The organism is Pseudomonas sp. SO81 (genome assembly GCF_030374125.1).
Lineage (GTDB): Bacteria > Pseudomonadota > Gammaproteobacteria > Pseudomonadales > Pseudomonadaceae > Aquipseudomonas.
The window spans coordinates 2,648,930-2,670,390 of the sequence record NZ_CP126126.1 but is presented as its reverse complement, the minus strand read 5'-3'; the positions used below and the strand labels follow the sequence as shown (position 1 = coordinate 2,670,390).

The window sequence follows — 21,461 nt, the reverse complement described above, 5'->3', positions numbered from 1 at the left end:
TATCAGGTTAGCAAGCGGGGGCCTTGCGACCCCCACTGCGGCTTACCAGGTTTGGGTGGCCTTGAACTTCTCGATACCGGCTTTCAGCTGGCCATCGATGTCGTCATTGAAGTCGCCCTTCTCGTTGATCTTCGCCATCAGAGCGGCGTTCTCACGGTTGAAGAAGGCGATCAGGGCCTGCTCGAAGCTGATGATCTTGGCGACTTCGACGTCGGCCAGGAAACCACGCTCGGCGGCGTACAGGCTCACCGACATGTCGGCGATCGACATCGGCGCGTACTGCTTCTGCTTCATCAGCTCGGTAACGCGCTGACCGTGATCCAGCTGCTTGCGAGTAGCCTCGTCCAGGTCAGAAGCGAACTGGGCGAAGGCCGCCAGTTCACGGTACTGAGCCAGAGCGGTACGGATACCACCGGACAGCTTCTTGATGATCTTGGTCTGAGCGGCACCACCCACGCGGGAAACCGAGATACCGGCGTTGACGGCCGGACGGATACCCGAGTTGAACATGGCCGATTCCAGGAAGATCTGACCGTCGGTGATCGAGATCACGTTGGTCGGAACGAACGCGGAAACGTCACCAGCCTGGGTTTCGATGATCGGCAGAGCGGTCAGGGAACCGGTCTTGCCAGTCACGGCGCCATTGGTGAACTTCTCGACGTACTCTTCGGAAACGCGGGAAGCGCGCTCCAGCAGACGGCTGTGGAGATAGAACACGTCGCCCGGGTAGGCTTCGCGGCCCGGCGGACGGCGCAGCAGCAGGGAGATCTGGCGGTAGGCAACGGCCTGCTTGGACAGGTCGTCGTACACGATCAGGGCGTCTTCACCGCGGTCGCGGAAGTATTCGCCCATGGTGCAACCGGCGTACGGAGCGAGGAACTGCAGGGCAGCCGACTCGGACGCGGACGCGGCGACAACGATGGTGTTGGCCAGGGCGCCAGCTTCTTCCAGCTTGCGAACCACGTTGGCGATGGTCGATTGCTTCTGACCGATGGCAACGTAGACGCAGCGGATGCCGCTGTTCTTCTGGTTGATGATGGCGTCGACGGCCAGGGCGGTCTTACCGATCTGACGGTCACCGATGATCAGCTCGCGCTGGCCACGGCCTACCGGGATCATGGCATCGACCGACTTGTAACCGGTTTGCACCGGCTGGTCGACCGACTTACGCCAGATCACGCCCGGAGCGACTTTCTCGACAGCGTCGGTGGCTTGAGCATTGATCGGGCCTTTGCCATCGATCGGGTTGCCCAGTGCGTCGACCACGCGGCCCAGCAGTTCCGGGCCAACCGGGACTTCCAGGATGCGGCCGGTGCACTTGGCGCTCATGCCTTCGGCCAGGCTGGTGTATGCACCCAGCACTACGGCGCCGACGGAGTCTTGCTCCAGGTTCAGCGCCATACCGTAGACGCCGCCCGGGAACTCGATCATTTCGCCGTACATAACGTCGGCCAGACCGTAGATACGCACGATACCGTCGGAAACGGATACCACGGTACCTTCGTTGCGGGCTTGGGAAGAGACGTCGAGTTTCTCGATACGTCCCTTGATGATTTCACTAATTTCGGAAGGATTGAGTTGCTGCATTGCTCTGCTGCCCCTTCAAACTCAAGATTTCAACGCTTCGGCCAGTTTCGCGATTTTGCCGCGAACCGAGCCATCGATAACCAGGTCGCCCGCGCGGATCACGACACCACCGATGAGGGAGGAGTCTTCCGTCGCGTGCAGACGCACTTCTCGGCTGAGCCGTGCGCTGAGAACCTTGGCGAGTTTGTCTTGCTGTTCGGTGCTCAATGCGAAGGCACTGGTCACTTCTACGTCTACCGACTTCTCCTGCTCGGCCTTGTACAGCTCGAACTGGGCGGCGATTTCCGGCAACAGATCGAGACGATCGTTTTCGGAGACGACGGAAATGAAGTTACGTGCCTGGGCGTCGAACTTGTCACCACACACTTCATTGAAAGTGGTGGCCTTTTCTGTACTCGTCAGACGCGGGGCCTTGAGCACGCGCTGCATGGTGTCGTCTTGCGACACCGCTGCAGCCAGGCCGAGCATGGCTGACCAGGAGGCCAGTTGCTGGTGGGCCTGAGCGTGCTCGAAAGCTGCCTTGGCGTAAGGTCGGGCCAGCGTGGTCAGTTCTGCCATGATCGCCCTCGCTTAGATTTCGGCGGCCAGTTTGTTAACCAGCTCCGCATGCGCGTTTTGATCGATGGACGCACCCAGGATCTTCTCGGCACCGCCGACGGCCAGGGCACCCACTTGGGCACGCAGGGCGTCTTTGACGCTGTTCAGTTCCTGTTCGATCTCGGCCTGAGCCTGAGCCTTCACACGGTCAGCTTCGACACGAGCCTGATCACGGGCTTCGTCGACGATCTGAGTACCGCGTTTCTTGGCCTGCTCGATGATTTCAGCAGCCTGGGTTTTGGCTTCGCGCAGTTGCTGGGCCACTTTCTCGTGGGCCAGTTCCAGATCGCGAGCCGCACGGTTGGCGGCGTCCAGACCATCGGCGATCTTCTTTTGGCGTTCGCGCAGAGCCGTGATGACCGGAGGCCACACGAACTTCATGCAGAACAGCACGAAAATGAAGAACGCAACGGCCTGGCCAATCAGGGTTGCATTAATGTTCACGCCAGTACCTCGCTCGTTCGTTGTCTATCCAGCTAATCAACTCGGAGAGTTGATTAGGCCGGGATTTGAGCGATGAACGGGTTAGCGAAGGTGAAGAACAGGGCGATACCAACACCGATCATGGTCACGGCGTCCAGCAGACCGGCGACGATGAACATTTTCACCTGCAGCATCGGAACCATTTCCGGCTGACGAGCAGCGCCTTCCAGGAACTTGCCGCCCAGCAGACCGAAGCCAATGGCAGTACCCAGAGCGCCCAGACCGATCAGCAGGGCAACAGCAATCGCGGTGAGACCAACTACAGTTTCCATTTTTCCTCCCGACTTTTACGTCGTATTGGTTTAGGTTGAAGCGATAAAGCGGTTTTTCGTTTTACCTAAAGCGGCGGCGGCCGCTTAGTGGTTGTCTTCGTGAGCCATCGACAGGTAGACGATGGTCAACATCATGAAGATGAAGGCCTGCAGGGTGATGATCAGGATGTGGAACACCGCCCACGCCCAGTTCAGCGCCACGCCCAGAGTGCTCAGCAGGAACAGGCCGCTGCCGAACATCACGGCGATCAGGATGAAGATCAGCTCGCCGGCATACATGTTGCCGAACAGACGCAGAGCCAGAGAGATCGGCTTGGCGATCAGGGTGACGAATTCCAGCAGGAAGTTCACCGGGATCAGCAGGATCTGTACGGCGATGTTCTTGCTGCTGAACGGGTGCAGGGTCAGCTCGCCGAGGAAGCCGCCGATGCCCTTGACCTTGATGCTGTAGAACACGATCAGGGCGAACACCGACAGGGCCATGCCCAGGGTGGCGTTCGGGTCGGTGGTCGGTACCACGCGGAAGAACAGGTGGTCATTGCCGGTGATGGCAGCGGCGGCCATCGGCAGGAAGTCCACCGGCACCAGGTCCATCAGGTTCATCAGGAAGATCCAGACGAAGATGGTCAGGGCCAGGGGAGCGATCAGGTTGTTACGGCCGTGGAAGGTGTCCTTCACGCTGCCGTCGACGAACTCGATCAGTACTTCGACGAAGTTCTGCAGGCCACCCGGCTGGCCGCTGGTGGCACGCTTGGCGGCCATGCGGAACAGCAGGATGAACACCAGACCGAGCAGGACGGACCAGCCCAGGGTGTCGACGTGGAAGGCCCAGAAGCCCATTTCCTTTGCTTCTTGCGCAGTGTGGGCGAAGCCCCAGTCACCGTTCGGCAGTTTCCCGAAGGTCAGGTTCTGCAGGTGGTGCTGGATATAGCCCGAAGCGGTTTGTTCTGCCATGTTTGCCTCAAACGCTCTAAGGTCTCGAAAGTCTTGTTCTCATCAGCAGCGGAGCGAACCAGCCAACGCTGAGCGCCAGCACGAAGACACCAAACAGCACCGGCGCCTCCAGTGGTTTCACCACCACGAACGTCAGTGCGAACAGCACTGCCGTCAGAATCAGCTTGCCCGCCTCGCCGGCATAAAAGGACCGAACGATGTTTTGGGCGGCCCGGGCCCCGCTGAAGCGGAATGCCTTGTGGGCGAAATACAGATTGGGAAGCCAGGCAATCAGCCCCCCGCAGAGTCCCGAATAGGCGCTTACCGGGCCGCGCCAGCCATACAGCACGGCGGCGGCCAACAGCATCACGACCAGTTGGGCCAGCAGCACCGGAAAGACCGGTAAACGATGGAAAGGCAGGCGCTTCTGCGTGCGGGCATCCATCTTCGCTGTTCCTCTGAGTCGGCACGTTAAATCAACAACTTGGCATACTTTGTGCCGACAAAATGCGCGCAGAGTATAGGGGCGGTTCCCCACCCGTTCAACTGGCCGGTAGCGAATTCCGACCGCCCGCTACATGAGCAATTGTGTCCGGATTTCAGCGGATATGAGCCAGCACGCCCTGCAGTTCATCCAGCGAGTTGTAGCGGATCACCAGTTGGCCCTTGCCCTTCTGGCCGTGCTTGATCTGCACCGGGGCCCCTAGCTTCTCGGCCAGGCGCTGTTCCAGACGATTGATGTCCGGATCGGCCTTGACCTTCTCGGCGGGCTTTTCCTTGCTGTTCAGCCATTGACGCACCAGTGCCTCGGTTTGGCGCACGGTGAGGCCGCGTGCGACAACATGTCGCGCGCCCTCGACCTGCTGTTCCAGGGGCAGACCGAGCAGAGCGCGGGCATGGCCCATCTCCAGATCGCCGTGGGAAAGCAGGGTCTTGATCTCTTCCGGCAGGGCGATCAGGCGCAGCAGGTTGCTGATGGTGACGCGCGACTTGCCCACCGCATCGGCGACCTGCTGCTGGGTCAGCTCGAATTCCTGCTGCAGGCGCTGCAGGGCCACTGCTTCCTCGATCGGGTTGAGGTCCTCGCGCTGGATGTTCTCGATCAGAGCCATGGCGATGGCGGCTTCGTCCGGCACTTCGCGGACCATGGCCGGGATCTTGTCCAGGCCGGCCTGCTGACTGGCGCGCCAGCGGCGCTCACCGGCGATGATCTCGAAGCGGCCGCCACCGATGGGGCGCACCACGATCGGCTGCATCACACCCTGAGCCTTGATCGAGTTGGCCAGCTCTTCCAGGGCGGAGGGGTCCATGTCGCGGCGCGGCTGGTACTTGCCGCGCTGGATCAGGTCCAGCGGCAGGTGCTGCAGCTCACGGCTATCGGCCTTGACCGCTTCTTCCTCGAGGACGGCGGCGGTGCTGCCGCCGAGCAGGGCGTCCAGTCCGCGGCCGAGTCCGCGCTTCTTGATGGCCATGGGATTCCTTATGCGGTTGCGGTTTTCGCGGCGGAGCGCTGGCGGCGCACCAGTTCGCCGGCCAGGGCCAGGTAGGCGATGGCGCCGCGGGATTGCTTGTCGTAGGCCAGCGCCGGCATGCCGAAGCTGGGCGCCTCGGCCAGGCGCACGTTGCGTGGGATGACCACGTCGTACAGCTGCTCGCCGAAGTGGCTCTTGAGCTGGGCCGAGACGTCGTTGGTCAGGCTGATGCGCGGGTCGTACATGGTGCGCAGCAGGCCTTCGATCTTCAGGGTCGGGTTGAGCAGCTGGGCGATGCGCTGGATGCTGTTCATCAGGTCGGTCAGACCTTCCAGTGCGTAGTACTCGCACTGCATGGGGATGATCACGCCATCGGCGGCAACCAGGGCGTTGACCGTGAGCATGGACAGCGCCGGCGGGCAGTCAATGAGGATGTAGTCGTAGTTCTCGCGGATCGGCGCCAGGGCGTAGCGCAGGCGACTCTCCTTCATCTTCATCTCGAGCAGCGCGACTTCCGCGGCGGTCAGGTCGCGGTTAGCCGGCAGCAGCTGGTAGCCTCCGTGCTCGGAGAACTGCATGGCCTCGCCGACCGTGCTCTCGCCGATCAGTACGTCGTAGATCGAGTGCTCCAGGGCCTGCTTATCCACACCGCTGCCCATGGTGGCGTTGCCCTGGGGATCGAGATCGATCAGCAGCACGCGGCGCTTGGTCGCGACCAGCGAGGCGGCCAGGTTGATGCAGGTGGTGGTCTTGCCGACCCCGCCTTTCTGATTGGCGATCGCGAATACCTTGGCCATCTGTGCTTCCCCCTAGACCGAGCGTCGCAGTATCAACAGGTGACGCTGGCCTTGGCAACCGGGAACCTTGAGCACGTCGCAGCTTTGCAGGCGGAAGTCCGCCGGCAGCGCCTGCAGCTCGTCGTCGGGCTGCACGCCCTTCATCGCCAGCCAGTGGGTATCGGCGTCGCCAAGAAGGCGGGTCCAGTTGCTGAAGTCCTCCAGGGAACTGAAGGCGCGCGAGCAGATGCCGGTGAACGGCTGCGGAGGTTGGAAATCCTCGACCCGGCTGTGGACAACTTCCAGGTTGGCCAGCTTGAGCTCCAGCTTCACCTGGGTGAGGAAGCGGGTCTTTTTGCCATTGGAGTCGAGCAGGGTGAAACGGCGCTCGGGGAACAGGATCGCCAGCGGTATGCCCGGCATGCCGCCGCCGCTGCCGACGTCCAGCCAGTTGTCGCCATGCAGTGCGACGAAGGGCACCACGGACAGGCTGTCGAGCAGATGGCGCGAGACCATCTCGTCCGGGTTGCGCACGGCGGTCAGGTTGTAGGCCTTGTTCCACTTGATCAGCAGGGCCAGGTAGCCGAGCAGCTGTTCGTGCTGCTGGGTGCTGAGCGTTACGCCAAGCGCCTGCGCGCCCTGCGCGAGTTCATCGGCATGGCGTTGGGTGACCGTGGACATCAGGCGCTCTGCTCCAGCTGGCGGCCGGCGCCGCGTTTCTTCAGGTGGATCAGCAGCAGGGAAATCGCCGCCGGGGTCACGCCCGGGATGCGCCCGGCCTGGCCGAGGGTCTCGGGGCGGGCGTTGCCGAGCTTGTGCTGGATCTCCTTGGACAGGCCGGAGATGCCGGCGTAGTCGATATCGGCCGGCAGCCTGGTGTCCTCGCTGGCGCGCAGACGCTCGATCTCTTCCTGCTGGCGGTCGATGTAGCCGGCGTACTTGGTCTTGATCTCCACCTGCTCGGCGACCTGGGCATCGACCTGCGGCGCTTCGGTCACCTCGGCCAGGGCGGCGTAGTCGATTTCTGGGCGGGCCAGCAGGTTGAGCAGGTTGTACTCATGGGCCAGCGGGGTGCCGAAGCGCGCGACGATGGCATCGCCCTGCGGCGTGCCCGGGCGTACCCAGGTGCTCTTCAGGCGCTGCTCTTCCTGAACGATGCCCTCGCGCTTGGCCTCGAAGGCGGCCCAGCGGGTGTCGTCGACCAGGCCCAGCTCGCGGCCCTTCTCGGTCAGGCGCAGGTCGGCATTGTCCTCGCGCAGGATCAGCCGGTACTCGGCGCGCGAGGTGAACATGCGGTACGGCTCCTGGGTGCCCAGGGTGATCAGGTCGTCGACCAGCACGCCGATATAGGCCTCGTCGCGACGCGGGCACCAGGCATCTTTGCCCTGGGCGCGCAGCGCGGCGTTGGCCCCGGCCAGCAGGCCCTGGGCGCCGGCTTCTTCATAACCGGTGGTGCCGTTGATCTGGCCGGCGAAGAACAGGCCGCCGATGACCTTGGTCTCCAGGCTGTACTTGAGATCACGCGGGTCGAAGTAGTCGTACTCGATGGCGTAGCCGGGACGCACGATGTGGGCGTTCTCCATGCCGCGGATCGAGCGCACGATCTCCAGCTGCACGTCGAACGGCAGCGAGGTGGAGATGCCGTTGGGGTACAGCTCGTGGGTCGTCAGGCCTTCCGGCTCGATAAACACCTGGTGGCTGTCCTTGTCGGCGAAGCGATGGATCTTGTCCTCGATCGACGGGCAGTAGCGCGGGCCGATGCCCTCGATCACGCCGGAATACATCGGCGAGCGATCCAGGTTGCTGGCGATGATCTCGTGGGTGCGTGCGTTGGTGTGGGTCATCCAGCAGCTGATCTGCCGCGGATGCATGTCCTTGTTGCCGAGGAAGGACATCACCGGGATCGGCGTGTCGCCGGGCTGCTCGGTCATTACCGAGAAGTCCACAGAGCGGCCATCGATGCGCGGCGGGGTACCGGTCTTCAGGCGACCGACACGCAGCGGTAGCTCGCGCAGACGCTTGGCCAGGGCGATCGAGGGCGGATCGCCGGCGCGGCCGCCGGAGTAGTTCTGCAGACCGATGTGGATAAGTCCGCCGAGGAAGGTGCCGGTGGTCAGCACCACGTTGTCGGCCATGAAGCGCAGCCCCATCTGGGTGACCACACCCTTGACCTGGTCCTGCTCGACGATCAGGTCATCCGCGGCCTGCTGGAATATCCACAGGTTCGGCTGGTTTTCCAGGATCTCGCGAATCGCCGCCTTGTACAGCACCCGGTCGGCCTGGGCGCGGGTGGCGCGTACGGCCGGGCCCTTGCGGCTGTTGAGCACACGGAACTGGATGCCGCCCTTGTCGGTGGCCAGCGCCATGGCGCCGCCGAGAGCATCGATTTCCTTGACCAGGTGGCTCTTGCCAATACCGCCGATGGCCGGGTTGCAGCTCATCTGGCCGAGGGTTTCCACATTGTGGGTCAGCAGCAAGGTCTTCACGCCCATGCGTGCGGCTGCCAGCGCAGCCTCGGTGCCGGCATGGCCGCCGCCGATCACGATCACGTCAAAACGGGAAGGGAAGTCCACCACGCACCTCGTGCCTGTAGAGAAAGGGGGATTGGAAAGGGGTGGCAAGTATAGGGAGTTGGTCTGCCCGAATGAAGCCTTCTGGACAAAAAATAGCCAGAACTCCGGTTCTCAGGGAAATAGAGAATAAAAGAGAGAAATCTTATAAAGCTTAGTTTTTATGTTTATTCATGGTGAAGCGCTTTTCTGTGGATAGATCGCTACAGGCGCCATATACCATGGCCTGTAGCGATGTATAAGGCTGTGCCATTCCTGGCCCTATCCGCTGGGCAAGCTGGATAACACCTGTAGATGAAAAAGCCATTTATGCACAGGCGGGTTTTTCCAACCCCTTATCACCAGGCTTATCGACCGGCTCAGGCGTGGTTTTCCACAGGGTTCAGAAAGCTTATTTGCCGATGCAGAAGCTGGAGAAGATCCGTCCCAGCAGGTCGTCCGAGCTGAAGGCTCCGGTGATTTCGCCGAGCGCCTGCTGGGCCTGACGCAGATCCTCCGCCAGCAGCTCGCCGGCGCCCATCAGAGTCAGCTGGTTACGGCCGTGCTCGAGGCTGGTCTGGGCCTGGCGCAGGGCTTCGAGGTGGCGACGACGGGCGCTGAAGCCGCTCTCGGCGGTCTGTTCGAAGCCCATGCAGGCCTTCAGGTGCTCGCGCAGCAGATCCAGCCCTGCGGCCGATTTGGCGGACAGCGAGATGGTCACATGGCCGTCGTCGCTGGTGTCCAGCAGCACCGCTTCGCCAGACAGGTCGGCCTTGTTGCGGATCAGGGTGACCCGGGCCGGATCGGGCCTGGTATCGAGGAACTCCGGCCAGAGGGCGAAGGGATCGGCCGCCTCCGGCGCGGTGGAATCCACCACCAGCAGCACCCGATCCGCCTCGCCGATGGCCTTGAGTGCACGCTCCACGCCGATTCGCTCGACCTGGTCGTCGGTGTCGCGCAGGCCGGCGGTATCCACCACATGCAGCGGCATGCCGTCGATGTGGATATGTTCGCGCAGCACGTCACGGGTGGTACCGGCGATATCAGTGACGATGGCCGCCTCGCGCCCCGCCAGGGCGTTGAGCAGGCTGGACTTGCCGGCATTGGGGCGGCCGGCGATCACCACGTTCATGCCATCGCGCAGCAGCGCACCCTGACCGGCCTCGCGAATGACTGTGGATAAGTAGTCGCGCACCCCATCGAGATGGCTCAGCACATGGCCGTCGGCGAGGAAGTCGATCTCTTCCTCGGGAAAGTCGATGGCCGCCTCCACATAGATGCGCAGCTGGATCAGGCGCTCGGTCAGCTCGTGTACCCGCCGCGAGAACTCGCCCTGCAGCGAGCGCAGGGCGTTGCGTGCGGCCTGGGTCGAGCTGGCCTCAATCAGGTCGGCGATGGCTTCGGCCTGGGCCAGGTCGAGCTTGTCGTTGAGGAAGGCGCGCTCGCTGAACTCGCCGGGCCGTGCCTGGCGGGCACCTAGCTGCAGGCAGCGCTGCAGCAGCATGTCCAGCACTACCGGGCCGCCGTGGCCCTGCAGCTCGAGCACATCCTCGCCGGTGAAGGAATTGGGGCCGGGGAAGAACAGCAGCAGGCCTTGGTCGATCACCTGGCCATCGCCGTCGTGCCAGGCGCCATAGTGGGCGTGGCGCGGCTTCGGCTGCAGGGCGCCGAGGCTAACACCGATGGCCCGCGCCTGCGGCCCGGAGACCCGCACGATGCCGACCCCTCCGCGGCCCTGGGCGGTGGCGACGGCGGCGATGGTTTCGCGAACGGTGGACATGGGCGGTTTCTCGACTGTGGATATCTTACGGATAGCAAAACGCCCCACGAGGGGGCGTCTTGTGCAGCTTCAGCGAACTCAGGCTTTCGCCGTCGCGGCCTCGATCTGCCGGGTAATGTACCACTGCTGGGCAATGGACAGGACGTTGTTGACCACCCAGTACAGCACCAGGCCGGCGGGGAACCAGAGGAAGAAGAAGGTGAAGATTATCGGCATCAGCTTCATCACTTTGGCCTGCATGGGGTCGGGCGGAGTCGGGTTCAGACGCTGCTGGATGAACATGGTGGCGCCCATGATGATCGGCAGCAGGAAGAACGGATCCTTGATCGACAGGTCGGTGATCCAGCCCAGCCACGGGGCCTGGCGCATCTCGACGCTCTCCAGCAACACCCAGTAGAGGGCCAGGAACACCGGCATCTGCACCAGGATCGGCAGGCAGCCACCGAGCGGGTTGATCTTCTCCTTCTTGTACAGCTCCATCATCGCCTGGGACATCTTCTGGCGATCGTCGCCATGCTGTTCCTTCAGCGCGGCCAGCTTTGGCGACACGGCGCGCATGCGGGCCATGGAGCGGTAGCTGGCGGCGGACAGCGGGAAGAACGCCAGTTTGATGATGATGGTCAGGACGATGATCGACCAGCCCCAGTTACCGAGCAGGTTGTGGATATGTTCCAGCAGCCAGAAGATCGGTTGGGCGATGAACCACAGGATGCCGTAGTCGACGGTCAGTTCCAGGCCCGGAGACAGCTGCTTCAGGTGTTCCTGGATCTTCGGACCGGCATAGAGAACGGCACCGGTCTCGGCGCTGGCGCCGGCGGCGACGCTCAGCTGCGGGCCGGTGAAGCCGATGATGTAGTTGCCCTGGCTGTCCTTGCGGGTCTGCACGCTGTTGCTGTCGTCCTTGTCGGCGACCCATGCGGTGACGAAGTAGTGCTGCAGCCAGGCGACCCAGCCACCCTGCACGGTTTCGCGCAGGTTCTTGTCGTCCATGTCGCCCATCTTGACCTTTTTGTAAGGCTCTTCGGCGGTCCACAGGGCGGCGCCCAGGTAGGTGGCGGTGCCGGTGGCGGTGGTGGACGAAGGGTCGGCGCTGTTGTCGCGCTTGAGCTGGGCGTAGAAGTTGCCGCTCCAGGCCTGGCCGCTCTGGTTGTCGACCTTGTAGGTGACGCCCAGGTCGTACTGGCCGCGCTCGAAGCTGAAGCGCTTGACGTAGTTGACGCCCGCCTCGGCGTAGGTGAGCTCGACTATTAGCTGGTCCTGACCTTCGGCCAGTTCATAGCTGCGCTTGGCGCTGCTCCACAGGGCACGGCCGCTGGATTTGTCCGGGGCGTTGCTGCCGATCAGGCCGCTCTGCGCCAGGTAGGTACGCTCACCGCCGTTGTCGAACAGCTGGAACGGCACTTCCGGATGGTCCTGGCGACGCGGGTACTTCGGCAGGGTCAGCTGGACGATATCGCCGCCCTTCGGATCGATGGCCAGTTCCAGGACGTCGGTCTTCACGCGGATCAGCTCGTCGCTGACGGCGGCCGGCGCGGCCAGTTGCGGGTTGGCCTCACCATTGGCGGTCGGCACGTCGTCCGCGGCATTGCTGGTCGGTACGTCCGGCAGGTCGGTGGCGGGTTTGCCGCCGACGGTAGCGCTAGCACTGGTCGGAATGGCGGCCTGGCCGTAGTCCTCGTTCCACTGCAGAACCATCAGGTAGGACACGATGGCCAGGGCGACGAGCAGGATCGAGCGTTGGATATCCATGGATTACTCGGTCATCGAAGGGGAAGAAGGGGGCGGAACCGGGTCATAACCACCGGGATTCCAGGGGTGGCAGCGGCCCAGGCGACGCAGGCCGAGCCAACCGCCATGCAACACGCCATGGGTTTCGATGGCCTGTTGCATGTAGCAGGAGCAGCTGGGATAGAAGCGACAGTGACTGGCCATCAAGGGGCTGATGGCGTAGCGGTAGCACTGGATCGGTAGGATCGCCAGTTTACGCATGGGGGCTGTCGCTTACCCCGGGAGGAGCGGCTTCGGGACGCTGCTTGGCAAGGCGTTTCCAGAGTTTGCCGAACTGCTGATGCAATTCGGGGTTATCCAGATCGCCAAGGCCTTTGCGTGCCACCACGACAATGTCCATACCAGCCAGCAACTCCTGGTTGAGCCGGAAAGAATCCCGGATCAGGCGTTTCAGACGGTTGCGCTCGACGGAGAGCTTGACGCTTTTCTTGCCGATCACCAGCCCCAGGCGGGGATGGTCGAGATCGTTGGCACGCGCGAGGAGCAGGACGTTCTTGCCGGGTGCCTTGCCGCTCGGTGAGTCGAAAACTGCTTTGAAGTGCCGGGGGGTTAGCAGACGCTTTTCCCGACTGAAGTCTCGACTCACCATCCGTTCCGGTTTATCAGACGGTCAGACGCTTGCGGCCCTTGGCGCGACGACGCGACAGGACGGCACGGCCGTTCTTGGTGGCCATGCGAGCGCGGAAACCATGGGTGCGAGCGCGCTTGAGGGTGCTGGGTTGGAAAGTGCGTTTCATGGTGATCTACCTGGATGGTTCGAAGGGCCGGAAATGGCCCCCGTTTAAAGAGACCGGCGATTCTAGTGAAACCGAGGGCGCAGGTCAATTTCCAACCAGCCTGGAATGCATAAAGAAGATAAAAGGAAAGAAATTCTTTAAAGAGCTTGTACTGATAAAACTTAATAGCGGCCCTCCAGGCTGTGGAGAAGTCGCTGCAGGGCTTGTCCGGCAGGGCCTTCAGGGAAGGATAAGGCTGTCGGCAAGCAGTGCGCTGGATGTTCGCAGCAGGTGCAAGGCTTGTGCAGGAATCGCCGTTTTACCCACAGATGGTTTTTCCACGGTGTTACGCCCAGGATTTTACCCAGCCTCCAGTTACCTTTATCCACAGCTTTGCAGGGATTGATCTGGGAAGAGTGGAAACATAAATAAATCCTTGATTTTGCTCGGTTGAAATCGCGGATTCGTGTGGATAACTCGGGGGCTACGGGGCTACAATGCGGGCTGATTTTTAGCTTCGCCGACCGTAGCGATCCCAGGGGATATCAGTGTCCGTAGAACTTTGGCAGCAGTGTGTGGAGCTGCTTCGCGACGAGTTGCCTGCCCAACAATTCAATACCTGGATTCGCCCCTTGCAGGTGGAATCCGCTGGCGACGAGCTGCGCGTCTATGCGCCTAATCGCTTCGTGCTCGACTGGGTCAACGAGAAGTACATGGTGCGTCTGCTCGAGCTTCTGGCCGAGCGGGCCAATGGCCTGGCCCCCGCGCTCTCGCTGTTAATTGGCAGCAAGCGCAGTGCCGCACCGCGCATGGCGGCGCCGGCGCCTTCTCCTTCTATTAATAGTGCACCGATGGCCGCCGCTCCCGTGACGGTGATCGATGAGCCGCCGAGCAGCGACCCGCTGGCCGTGGTCGCGCCGACGCCCGCTCCCACCCGTCCGACCGAGCGTACCGTGCAGGTGGAGGGTGCGCTCAAGCACACCAGCTACCTGAACCGCACCTTCACCTTCGAGAACTTCGTCGAGGGCAAGTCCAACCAGATGGCCCGCGCCGCGGCCTGGCAGGTGGCGGATAATCTCAAGCACGGCTACAACCCGTTGTTCCTCTATGGTGGCGTCGGCCTGGGCAAGACTCACCTGATGCATGCGGTGGGCAACCACCTGCTGAAGAAGAACCCCAACGCCAAGGTCGTCTACCTGCACTCCGAGCGCTTCGTCGCCGACATGGTCAAGGCGCTGCAACTCAATGCGATCAACGAGTTCAAGCGCTTCTACCGTTCGGTGGACGCGCTGCTGATCGACGATATCCAGTTCTTCGCCAAGAAGGAGCGTTCCCAGGAGGAGTTCTTCCACACCTTCAATGCCCTGCTCGAAGGTGGCCAGCAGGTGATTCTCACCAGCGACCGCTACCCGAAGGAGATCGAAGGCCTGGAGGAGCGCCTGAAGTCGCGCTTCGGCTGGGGCCTCACCGTGGCGGTGGAGCCGCCGGAGCTGGAGACCCGCGTCGCCATCCTGATGAAGAAGGCCGAGCAGACCAAGGTCGACCTGCCACATGACGCCGCCTTCTTCATTGCCCAGCGCATCCGCTCCAACGTGCGTGAGCTGGAAGGTGCGCTGAAGCGGGTGATCGCTCACTCGCACTTCACCAACCAGCCGATCAGCATCGAGCTGATCCGCGAGTCGCTGAAGGATCTGCTGGCCCTGCAGGACAAGCTGGTCAGCGTGGACAATATCCAGCGCACCGTGGCTGAGTACTACAAGATCAAGATCGCCGATCTGCTCTCCAAGCGGCGCTCCCGTTCGGTGGCGCGGCCACGCCAGGTGGCCATGGCGCTGTCCAAGGAACTGACCAACCATAGCCTGCCGGAAATCGGTGATGCTTTTGGCGGAAGAGACCACACCACAGTGCTGCACGCCTGTCGTAAGATTGCAGAATTGCGCGAAGCCGACGCGGACATCCGCGAGGACTACAAGAACCTGCTGCGCACCCTGACCACCTGATACGCAGCCCACAAGGCAAGGGACGAGACCATGCATTTCACCATTCAACGCGAAGCCCTGTTGAAACCCCTGCAACTGGTCGCCGGCGTCGTCGAACGCCGCCAGACCCTGCCGGTTCTGTCGAACGTGTTGCTGGTAGTGGAAGGTCAGCAGCTGTCGCTGACCGGCACCGACCTGGAAGTCGAGCTGGTTGGTCGTGTCACTCTCGAACACAGCGCAGAGCCGGGCGAGATCACCGTCCCCGCGCGCAAGCTGATGGACATCTGCAAGAGCCTGCCGAGCGATGCGTTGATCGATATCCGCGTCGACGAGCAGAAGCTGGTGGTCAAGGCCGGCCGCAGCCGCTTCACCCTGTCGACCCTGCCGGCCAACGATTTCCCCACCGTCGAGGAAGGCCCGGGTTCGCTGACCTTCAGCCTGGTGCAGAGCAAACTGCGTCGCCTGATCGAACGCACCAGCTTCGCCATGGCCCAGCAGGACGTGCGCTACTACCTCAACGGCATGCTGATTGAGGTGCAGACCGGCGTGCTGCGTGCCGTCGCCACCGACGGTCACCGCCTGGCCATGTGTGCCATGGACGCGGCCATCGAGCACACCGAGAAGCATCAGGTCATCGTGCCGCGCAAAGGCATTCTCGAACTGGCTCGCCTGCTCACCGAGCAGGACGGCGAAGTCTCCATCGTCCTCGGTGCGAACCATATCCGTGCCACCACCGGTGAGTTCACCTTCACCTCCAAGCTGGTGGACGGCAAGTTCCCGGACTACGAGCGTGTGCTGCCGCGCGGCGGCGACAAGCTGGTAGTTGGCGATCGTCAGGCCCTGCGCGAAGCCTTCAGCCGCACGGCGATCCTGTCTAACGAGAAGTACCGTGGCATTCGCCTGCAGTTGGCCAGCGGCCTGCTGAAGATCCAGGCTAACAACCCGGAGCAGGAAGAGGCCGAAGAGGAAATGGTGGTCGACTACAACGGCGGCTCCTTGGAGATCGGTTTCAACGTCAGCTACCTGCTCGACGTGCTGGGCGTGATGACCACCGAGCAGGTGCGCCTGATCCTCTCCGACGCCAACAGCAGCGCCCTGGTGCAGGAAGCCGGTAACGACGATTCGTCCTACGTCGTCATGCCGATGCGTCTGTAATCGCCACTGAATGTCCCTCTCCCGCGTCACCGTCACCGCGGTGCGAAACCTGCACCCGGTGACGCTCTCCCCCTCCCCTCGCATCAACATCCTTCATGGCGCCAACGGCAGCGGTAAGACCAGTCTGCTGGAAGCCATTCACCTGCTCGGTCTTGCCCGCTCCTTCCGCAGCAATAAGCTGCTGCCGATGATTCAGTACGAGCAACCGGCCTGTACCGTATTCGGCCAGGTGCAGCAGCCGGAAGGTATGCACAGCAATCTCGGCATTTCCCGCGACCGTCAGGGCGAGCTGCAGATTCGCATCGACGGGCAGAATGCTCGCAGCACGGCCCAGCTGGCTGAGCTGCTACCGCTGCAGGTAATCAACCCGGACAGCTTCCGCCTGCTGGAAGGCGCTCCCAAGGTGCGCCGACAGTTCCTCGACTGGGGTGTGTTCCACGTGGAACAACGCTTTCTGCCGGCCTGGCAGCGCCTGCAGAAGGCCCTGCGGCAGCGGAACTCGTGGCTGCGGCATGGTACACTCGACGCCGCGTCGCAAGCGGCCTGGGACCGTGAACTGTGCCTGGCGAGCGACGAGCTGGATGGTTATCGCCGTGCCTATATCCAGGCGCTGAAGCCGGTTTTCGAGCAGGTGCTGAGGGAGCTGGTGGAACTGGAGGGGCTGTCCCTCAGTTACTACCGCGGGTGGGACAAGGAAAAGCCGCTGGCCGATGTGCTGGCTTCGACCCTGCCCCGCGATCAGCAACTGGGACACACTCAGGCAGGTCCGCAACGTGCCGATCTGCGTCTGCGTTTGGGGGCTCACAATGCCGCGGAGATTCTGTCCCGCGGTCAACAGAAACTGGTGGTCTGCGCGTTGCGCATCGCCCAGGGGCATCTGCTGAACCAGGCCAAACATGGCCAATGCATCTATCTGGTGGACGACTTACCGTCAGAGCTGGATGAGCGACATCGACGGGCCCTGTGCCGCCTGCTGGATGATTTGCAGTGTCAGGTGTTCATCACCTGCGTTGACCAAGAATTTTTGAAGGATGGCTGGCGCACGGACACGCCAGTCGCCATGTTCCACGTGGAACATGGAGTGATCACCGCATCGGGAGTGAACGCATGAGCGACGAGAACAACACGTACGACTCCTCGAGTATCAAGGTACTCAAAGGTCTGGATGCCGTACGCAAGCGCCCGGGCATGTACATCGGCGATACCGATGACGGCACCGGTTTGCACCATATGGTGTTTGAGGTGGTGGACAATTCCATCGACGAAGCGCTGGCCGGTTACTGCTCCGAGATCAGCATCACCATCCACCCCGACGAGTCGATCAGCGTCCGCGATAACGGCCGTGGCATTCCGGTCGACATGCACAAAGAAGAAGGTGTGTCCGCGGCCGAGGTCATCATGACCGTGCTGCACGCCGGCGGTAAGTTCGACGACAACAGCTACAAGGTATCCGGCGGCCTGCACGGCGTGGGTGTGTCCGTAGTGAACGCCCTGTCCAAGGAACTGGTCCTGACCATCCGCCGCAGCGGCAAGATCTGGGAGCAGACCTACGTGCACGGCGTGCCTCAGGCTCCGCTGGCCCCGGTTGGCGACAGCGAAGGCACCGGTACCCAGATTCACTTCAAGCCGTCCGACGAGACCTTCAAGAACATCCATTTCAGCTGGGACATCCTGGCCAAGCGCCTTCGCGAACTGTCCTTCCTCAACTCCGGTGTCGGCATCGTTCTCAAGGACGAGCGCAGCGGCAAGGAAGAGCTGTTCAAGTACGAGGGCGGCCTCAAGGCGTTCGTCGAGTACCTGAACACCAACAAGACCATCGTCAACCAGGTGTTCCACTTCAACATCCAGCGCGAGGAAGATGGCGTCGGCGTGGAAGTGGCTCTGCAGTGGAACGACAGCTTCAACGAGAACATCCTCTGCTTCACCAACAACATTCCGCAGCGTGACGGCGGTACCCACCTGGCCGGCTTCCGCTCCGCCCTCACCCGCCACCTGAACAACTACATCGAGCAGGAAGGCCTGGCGAAGAAGTTCAAGATCGCCACCACCGGTGACGATGCCCGTGAAGGCCTGACCGCGATCATCTCGGTCAAGGTGCCGGATCCGAAGTTCAGCTCGCAGACCAAGGACAAGCTGGTCTCCTCCGAGGTGAAGACCGCGGTCGAGCAGGAAATGGGCAAGTACTTCGGCGACTTCCTGCTGGAGAACCCCAACGAAGCCAAGGCCGTGGTCGGCAAGATGATCGACGCCGCCCGTGCCCGCGAGGCCGCGCGCAAGGCCCGCGAGATGACCCGCCGCAAGGGTGCGCTGGATATCGCTGGCCTGCCCGGCAAGTTGGCGGACTGCCAGGAAAAAGACCCGGCGCTGTCCGAACTCTACATAGTGGAGGGTGACTCCGCGGGCGGTTCTGCCAAGCAGGGCCGCAACCGCAAGACCCAGGCGATCCTGCCGCTCAAGGGCAAGATCCTCAACGTCGAGAAGGCACGCTTCGACAAGATGCTCTCCTCCCAAGAGGTCGGTACGCTGATCACCGCCCTCGGCTGTGGTATCGGCCGCGAGGAGTACAACATCGACAAGCTGCGCTACCACAACATCATTATCATGACCGATGCCGACGTTGACGGTTCGCACATCCGTACCCTGCTGCTCACCTTCTTCTTCCGTCAGCTGCCTGAGCTGGTCGAGCGTGGCTACATCTACATCGCCCAGCCGCCGCTGTACAAGGTGAAGAAAGGCAAGCAGGAGCAGTACATCAAGGACGATGAGGCCATGGACGAGTACATGACTCAGTCGGCTCTGGAGGATGCCAGCCTGCACGTCAACGAGAATGCGCCGGGCCTGTCCGGTGCGGCGCTGGAAAGCCTGGTCAACGAGTACCGTGCGGTGATCAAGACTCTCGGCCGCCTGTCCCGCGTCTACCCGCAGGACATCACCGAGCACATGGTCTATCTGCCGCGCGTATCGGTCGAGCAGCTGGCCGACCAGGCCGCCATGCAGGGCTGGCTGGAGGTCTTCCAGGCGCGCCTGAAGGGCGCCGAGAAGTCCGGCCAGACCTACACCGCCAGCCTGCGTGAAGACCGCGAGCGTCACCTCTGGCTGCCCGAGGTGGAAGTGCTGGCCCACGGTCTTTCCAGCTACATCACCTTCAACCGCGACTTCTTCGCCAGCAACGACTACAAGTCGGTCACCGCTCTGGGCGATCAGCTCAACAGCCTGCTGGAAGAAGGTGCTTACGTGCAGCGTGGCGAGCGCAAGAAGGCGGTCTCCACCTTCAAAGACGCTTTCGAGTGGCTGAAGGTCGAGAGCACCAAGCGCCATAGCATCCAACGCTATAAGGGACTAGGCGAGATGAACCCGGAGCAGCTGTGGGAAACCACCATGGATCCGACCGTGCGCCGCATGCTCAAGGTGACCATCGAGGACGCCATTGCCGCCGACCAGATCTTCAACACCCTGATGGGCGATGCCGTGGAGCCGCGTCGCGACTTCATCGAGAGCAACGCCCTGGCAGTGTCGAACCTGGACTTCTGATGGCGGAGTCGCTGTAAATGAAAACCCCGGCCTGAGTGCCGGGGTTTTGTTTTCACTGGAATCCTGCTGCGAATCGAATAGCCAATGGCTTACACGACGAGGTGAAAGGCTGCCCTGTTGCCATCCAGCCTGGCTGGCTAATCTACACACACCTGCCGGGAACTGGATGTCCCGGGTCAAGGAAGACAGACCGCGCCAGGATGGCAAACGACAGGATGTCGGAAGGTCATAAAGAACCCGCCTCGGCGGGTTTTTTGTTGCCTGCGCAAAGGTGGGCTCAGGCCCACCAGTAGCGCACGAAGTGGAAGAAGATCGGCGCGGCGAAGCACACCGAGTCCATGCGGTCGAGCATGCCGCCGTGGCCCTCGATCATGTGGCCCCAGTCTTTTACTCCACGGTCGCGTTTGATCGCCGACATCACCAGGCCGCCGGCGAAACCGAGCAGGTTGACGGTGAGGGCCATCAACGCCGCCTGCCAGAAGCTGAACGGGGTGATCCAGAACAGCGAGGCGCCGATCAGGCTGGCCAACGCCACGCCACCGACGAAGCCTTCCACCGTCTTCGACGGCGACAGCTTGGGCGCGATCTTGCGCTTGCCGGCCAGCTTGCCGCAGACGTACTGCAGCACGTCAGACAGCTGCACGACGATGATCAGCCAGGCGATCAGCAGCAGGTTGCGCCCCTCGTAACCGGGGATGTCCAGGGTCAGCAGCGCCGGCACCGCGGACACGCAGTACACCGCGATCATCATTCCCCACTGCACTTCCGAGGCGCGTTCGAGGAAGCGCGTGGTATCGCCGCCCAGTGAGGCGAGGATCGGCAGCAGGAGGAACAGGTAGACCGGGATGAAGATGGCGAACAGGCCGTACCAGTCCAGGGCGATCAGCAGGTACTGCATCGGCAGCGCGAAGTAGAAGGCCGCCACCAGCGCCGGGTAGTCGCTGCGCCGGGTCGGCGTCAGGGTGAGGAATTCGCGCAGGGCATAGAAGGACACGAAGTAGAACAGCAGGATCACGCCGTTGTTGCCGAACAGGAAGGCGATGCCGATCACCAGCACCATGGCCCACCAGGCATCGATCCGCGCATTGAGGTTGTCGATCACCGCATTGGGTCCGTCGCCGGCACGACGGCGCAGGTAGCGGGCGATCAGGGTAGCCAGCAGCAGGACAGCGCCTATGCCGGCGAACAGCAGGATGGTATTGCGATCCATGTCAGACGATCTCCGGAGCCAGGGCCAGCAGGGCGTTGCGTGCGCGCTCTAGGAAGGCGCTCTTGTCTTCGCCATCGAGGCGCTCCAGCGGTGCGCCGAAGCTCAGGGTGCACAGCAACGGCAACGGCAGCGCCCTGCCCTTGGGCATCACCCGGTTGAGGTTGGCGATCCACACTGGCACCAGTTCCACTTCGGGGCGTGCCTGGGCCAGGTGGAACAGGCCGCTCTTGAAGGGCAGCAATTGCTCGTCGGTGAGATTGCGGGTGCCCTCCGGGAAGATGATCAGCGAGTCGCCCTGCTCCAATGCGTCGAGCATCGGCTGTAGCGGATTGGCATTCGGATCGCTGCGGTCGCGGTCGACCAGCACGCCGTTGAACACGTCGCGGATCAGGAAGCGGCGTAGGTCGCCGTTCATCCAGTAGTCGGAGCCGGCCACCGGGCGGGTCCGGCGGCGCAGTTCCGGTGGCAGTGAGGCCCACAGCAGCACGAAGTCGCCGTGGCTGCTGTGGTTGGCGTAGTACAGCCGTTGTACCGGCTGGGCGGTGCAGCCCAGCCAGAGGGCGCGCGCACCGGTCAGCAGACGGGCTGCCGAGGTGATCGCGAAGGCGGTGATCGAAGCGAGCATGGATACGA

At 62.5% G+C, this 21,461-nt stretch carries 22 protein-coding genes; 5 read left to right on the top strand and 17 right to left on the bottom strand.

What is annotated here, in order from left to right:
• Positions 1–42: 42 nt before the first annotated feature.
• The 15 genes from atpA to rpmH all read right to left on the bottom strand — a co-directional run bounded on the left by atpA (position 43) and on the right by rpmH (position 12,974).
• Positions 43–1,587 (bottom strand): F0F1 ATP synthase subunit alpha, encoded by a 1,545-nt coding sequence (gene atpA, locus OH686_RS12425; RefSeq protein ID WP_021702536.1) that lies wholly within the window; start codon positions 1,585–1,587, stop codon positions 43–45.
• A gap of 21 nt (positions 1,588–1,608) precedes the next feature.
• A complete protein-coding gene (locus tag OH686_RS12420; protein WP_137973936.1) occupies positions 1,609–2,145 on the bottom strand; it encodes a F0F1 ATP synthase subunit delta in 537 nt (178 codons plus the stop codon).
• 12 nt (positions 2,146–2,157) lie between these two features.
• The gene (locus OH686_RS12415) at positions 2,158–2,628 is read right to left on the bottom strand and encodes a F0F1 ATP synthase subunit B (protein ID WP_137973935.1); all 471 of its coding nucleotides are present in this window, start codon (positions 2,626–2,628) and stop codon (positions 2,158–2,160) included.
• A gap of 53 nt (positions 2,629–2,681) precedes the next feature.
• A complete protein-coding gene (gene atpE / locus OH686_RS12410; protein WP_173210797.1) occupies positions 2,682–2,939 on the bottom strand; it encodes a F0F1 ATP synthase subunit C in 258 nt (85 codons plus the stop codon).
• An 84-nt stretch (positions 2,940–3,023) separates the two neighbouring features.
• Complete coding sequence (atpB, locus tag OH686_RS12405) at positions 3,024–3,893, bottom strand: F0F1 ATP synthase subunit A (RefSeq protein ID WP_289532928.1); 870 nt, start codon at positions 3,891–3,893, stop codon at positions 3,024–3,026.
• A 16-nt stretch (positions 3,894–3,909) separates the two neighbouring features.
• Positions 3,910–4,317, bottom strand: a complete 408-nt coding sequence (locus OH686_RS12400) for a F0F1 ATP synthase subunit I (protein WP_137973933.1) — start codon at positions 4,315–4,317, stop codon at positions 3,910–3,912.
• A 154-nt stretch (positions 4,318–4,471) separates the two neighbouring features.
• Positions 4,472–5,344 carry a ParB/RepB/Spo0J family partition protein gene (locus tag OH686_RS12395; protein ID WP_289532925.1) on the bottom strand — a complete coding sequence of 291 codons (873 nt, stop codon included), beginning with the start codon at positions 5,342–5,344 and terminating at the stop codon, positions 4,472–4,474.
• Between the two features lie 8 nt (positions 5,345–5,352).
• The gene (locus OH686_RS12390) at positions 5,353–6,141 is read right to left on the bottom strand and encodes a ParA family protein (protein ID WP_137973931.1); all 789 of its coding nucleotides are present in this window, start codon (positions 6,139–6,141) and stop codon (positions 5,353–5,355) included.
• A gap of 12 nt (positions 6,142–6,153) precedes the next feature.
• Positions 6,154–6,801 carry a 16S rRNA (guanine(527)-N(7))-methyltransferase RsmG gene (rsmG, locus tag OH686_RS12385; protein WP_289532924.1) on the bottom strand — a complete coding sequence of 216 codons (648 nt, stop codon included), beginning with the start codon at positions 6,799–6,801 and terminating at the stop codon, positions 6,154–6,156.
• Entirely contained in the window at positions 6,801–8,693 is a 1,893-nt protein-coding gene (gene mnmG, locus OH686_RS12380; RefSeq protein WP_289532922.1) for a tRNA uridine-5-carboxymethylaminomethyl(34) synthesis enzyme MnmG, read from the bottom strand. The genes rsmG and mnmG overlap by 1 nt, the downstream gene beginning before the upstream one ends.
• Before the next feature lie 388 nt (positions 8,694–9,081).
• A complete protein-coding gene (gene mnmE, locus OH686_RS12375) occupies positions 9,082–10,449 on the bottom strand; it encodes a tRNA uridine-5-carboxymethylaminomethyl(34) synthesis GTPase MnmE (protein ID WP_289532920.1) in 1,368 nt (455 codons plus the stop codon).
• A gap of 78 nt (positions 10,450–10,527) precedes the next feature.
• The gene (gene yidC, locus OH686_RS12370) at positions 10,528–12,198 is read right to left on the bottom strand and encodes a membrane protein insertase YidC (RefSeq protein ID WP_289532918.1); all 1,671 of its coding nucleotides are present in this window, start codon (positions 12,196–12,198) and stop codon (positions 10,528–10,530) included.
• A 3-nt stretch (positions 12,199–12,201) separates the two neighbouring features.
• Positions 12,202–12,438, bottom strand: coding sequence for a membrane protein insertion efficiency factor YidD (yidD, locus tag OH686_RS12365; RefSeq protein ID WP_289532916.1), 237 nt, complete (start codon positions 12,436–12,438; stop codon positions 12,202–12,204).
• A complete protein-coding gene (gene rnpA, locus OH686_RS12360) occupies positions 12,431–12,826 on the bottom strand; it encodes a ribonuclease P protein component (RefSeq protein WP_137973925.1) in 396 nt (131 codons plus the stop codon). Before rnpA ends, yidD begins: the two co-directional genes overlap by 8 nt.
• Positions 12,827–12,839: 13 nt before the next feature.
• Positions 12,840–12,974 carry a 50S ribosomal protein L34 gene (rpmH, locus tag OH686_RS12355; protein ID WP_137973924.1) on the bottom strand — a complete coding sequence of 45 codons (135 nt, stop codon included), beginning with the start codon at positions 12,972–12,974 and terminating at the stop codon, positions 12,840–12,842.
• On the opposite strand from rpmH, the gene OH686_RS12350 reads away from it, so the two are divergent.
• The 5 genes from OH686_RS12350 (at position 12,973) to gyrB (ending at position 19,618) form a co-directional block, all read left to right on the top strand.
• Positions 12,973–13,359 carry a hypothetical protein gene (locus OH686_RS12350; protein WP_137973923.1) on the top strand — a complete coding sequence of 129 codons (387 nt, stop codon included), beginning with the start codon at positions 12,973–12,975 and terminating at the stop codon, positions 13,357–13,359. The two genes, rpmH and OH686_RS12350, sit on opposite strands and share 2 nt — an antisense overlap.
• Positions 13,360–13,501: 142 nt before the next feature.
• Positions 13,502–14,953, top strand: a complete 1,452-nt coding sequence (gene dnaA, locus OH686_RS12345; RefSeq protein ID WP_289532914.1) for a chromosomal replication initiator protein DnaA — start codon at positions 13,502–13,504, stop codon at positions 14,951–14,953.
• 30 nt (positions 14,954–14,983) lie between these two features.
• A complete protein-coding gene (gene dnaN, locus OH686_RS12340) occupies positions 14,984–16,087 on the top strand; it encodes a DNA polymerase III subunit beta (protein WP_289532912.1) in 1,104 nt (367 codons plus the stop codon).
• A gap of 10 nt (positions 16,088–16,097) precedes the next feature.
• Positions 16,098–17,198 (top strand): DNA replication/repair protein RecF, encoded by a 1,101-nt coding sequence (gene recF / locus OH686_RS12335; RefSeq protein WP_289532910.1) that lies wholly within the window; start codon positions 16,098–16,100, stop codon positions 17,196–17,198.
• Positions 17,195–19,618 (top strand): DNA topoisomerase (ATP-hydrolyzing) subunit B, encoded by a 2,424-nt coding sequence (gene gyrB, locus OH686_RS12330; RefSeq protein ID WP_289532909.1) that lies wholly within the window; start codon positions 17,195–17,197, stop codon positions 19,616–19,618. Before recF ends, gyrB begins: the two co-directional genes overlap by 4 nt.
• 277 nt (positions 19,619–19,895) lie before the next feature.
• On the opposite strand, the gene OH686_RS12325 is transcribed toward gyrB, so the two are convergent.
• A complete protein-coding gene (locus tag OH686_RS12325; RefSeq protein WP_137973918.1) occupies positions 19,896–20,828 on the bottom strand; it encodes a phosphatidate cytidylyltransferase in 933 nt (310 codons plus the stop codon).
• A gap of 1 nt (position 20,829) precedes the next feature.
• Positions 20,830–21,453, bottom strand: a complete 624-nt coding sequence (locus tag OH686_RS12320) for a lysophospholipid acyltransferase family protein (protein ID WP_137973917.1) — start codon at positions 21,451–21,453, stop codon at positions 20,830–20,832.
• Positions 21,454–21,461 lie beyond the last annotated feature (8 nt).

Excerpts from the sequence above, each read along its gene's own strand:
- OH686_RS12325 (WP_137973918.1), bottom strand. The coding sequence starts at position 20,828 with ATGGATCGCAATACCATCCTGCTGTTCGCCGGCATAGGCGCTGTCCTG.
- yidD (WP_289532916.1), bottom strand. The coding sequence starts at position 12,438 with ATGCGTAAACTGGCGATCCTACCGATCCAGTGCTACCGCTACGCCATC.
- OH686_RS12420 (WP_137973936.1), bottom strand. The coding sequence starts at position 2,145 with ATGGCAGAACTGACCACGCTGGCCCGACCTTACGCCAAGGCAGCTTTC.
- gyrB (WP_289532909.1), top strand. The coding sequence starts at position 17,195 with ATGAGCGACGAGAACAACACGTACGACTCCTCGAGTATCAAGGTACTC.
- atpB (WP_289532928.1), bottom strand. The coding sequence starts at position 3,893 with ATGGCAGAACAAACCGCTTCGGGCTATATCCAGCACCACCTGCAGAAC.
- OH686_RS12395 (WP_289532925.1), bottom strand. The coding sequence starts at position 5,344 with ATGGCCATCAAGAAGCGCGGACTCGGCCGCGGACTGGACGCCCTGCTC.
- OH686_RS12400 (WP_137973933.1), bottom strand. The coding sequence starts at position 4,317 with ATGGATGCCCGCACGCAGAAGCGCCTGCCTTTCCATCGTTTACCGGTC.
- rpmH (WP_137973924.1), bottom strand. The coding sequence starts at position 12,974 with ATGAAACGCACTTTCCAACCCAGCACCCTCAAGCGCGCTCGCACCCAT.
- OH686_RS12390 (WP_137973931.1), bottom strand. The coding sequence starts at position 6,141 with ATGGCCAAGGTATTCGCGATCGCCAATCAGAAAGGCGGGGTCGGCAAG.
- atpA (WP_021702536.1), bottom strand. The coding sequence starts at position 1,587 with ATGCAGCAACTCAATCCTTCCGAAATTAGTGAAATCATCAAGGGACGT.
- yidC (WP_289532918.1), bottom strand. The coding sequence starts at position 12,198 with ATGGATATCCAACGCTCGATCCTGCTCGTCGCCCTGGCCATCGTGTCC.
- dnaN (WP_289532912.1), top strand. The coding sequence starts at position 14,984 with ATGCATTTCACCATTCAACGCGAAGCCCTGTTGAAACCCCTGCAACTG.
- recF (WP_289532910.1), top strand. The coding sequence starts at position 16,098 with ATGTCCCTCTCCCGCGTCACCGTCACCGCGGTGCGAAACCTGCACCCG.
- rsmG (WP_289532924.1), bottom strand. The coding sequence starts at position 6,801 with ATGTCCACGGTCACCCAACGCCATGCCGATGAACTCGCGCAGGGCGCG.
- atpE (WP_173210797.1), bottom strand. The coding sequence starts at position 2,939 with ATGGAAACTGTAGTTGGTCTCACCGCGATTGCTGTTGCCCTGCTGATC.
- mnmE (WP_289532920.1), bottom strand. The coding sequence starts at position 10,449 with ATGTCCACCGTTCGCGAAACCATCGCCGCCGTCGCCACCGCCCAGGGC.
- OH686_RS12350 (WP_137973923.1), top strand. The coding sequence starts at position 12,973 with ATGGTGATCTACCTGGATGGTTCGAAGGGCCGGAAATGGCCCCCGTTT.
- OH686_RS12320 (WP_137973917.1), bottom strand. The coding sequence starts at position 21,453 with ATGCTCGCTTCGATCACCGCCTTCGCGATCACCTCGGCAGCCCGTCTG.
- rnpA (WP_137973925.1), bottom strand. The coding sequence starts at position 12,826 with ATGGTGAGTCGAGACTTCAGTCGGGAAAAGCGTCTGCTAACCCCCCGG.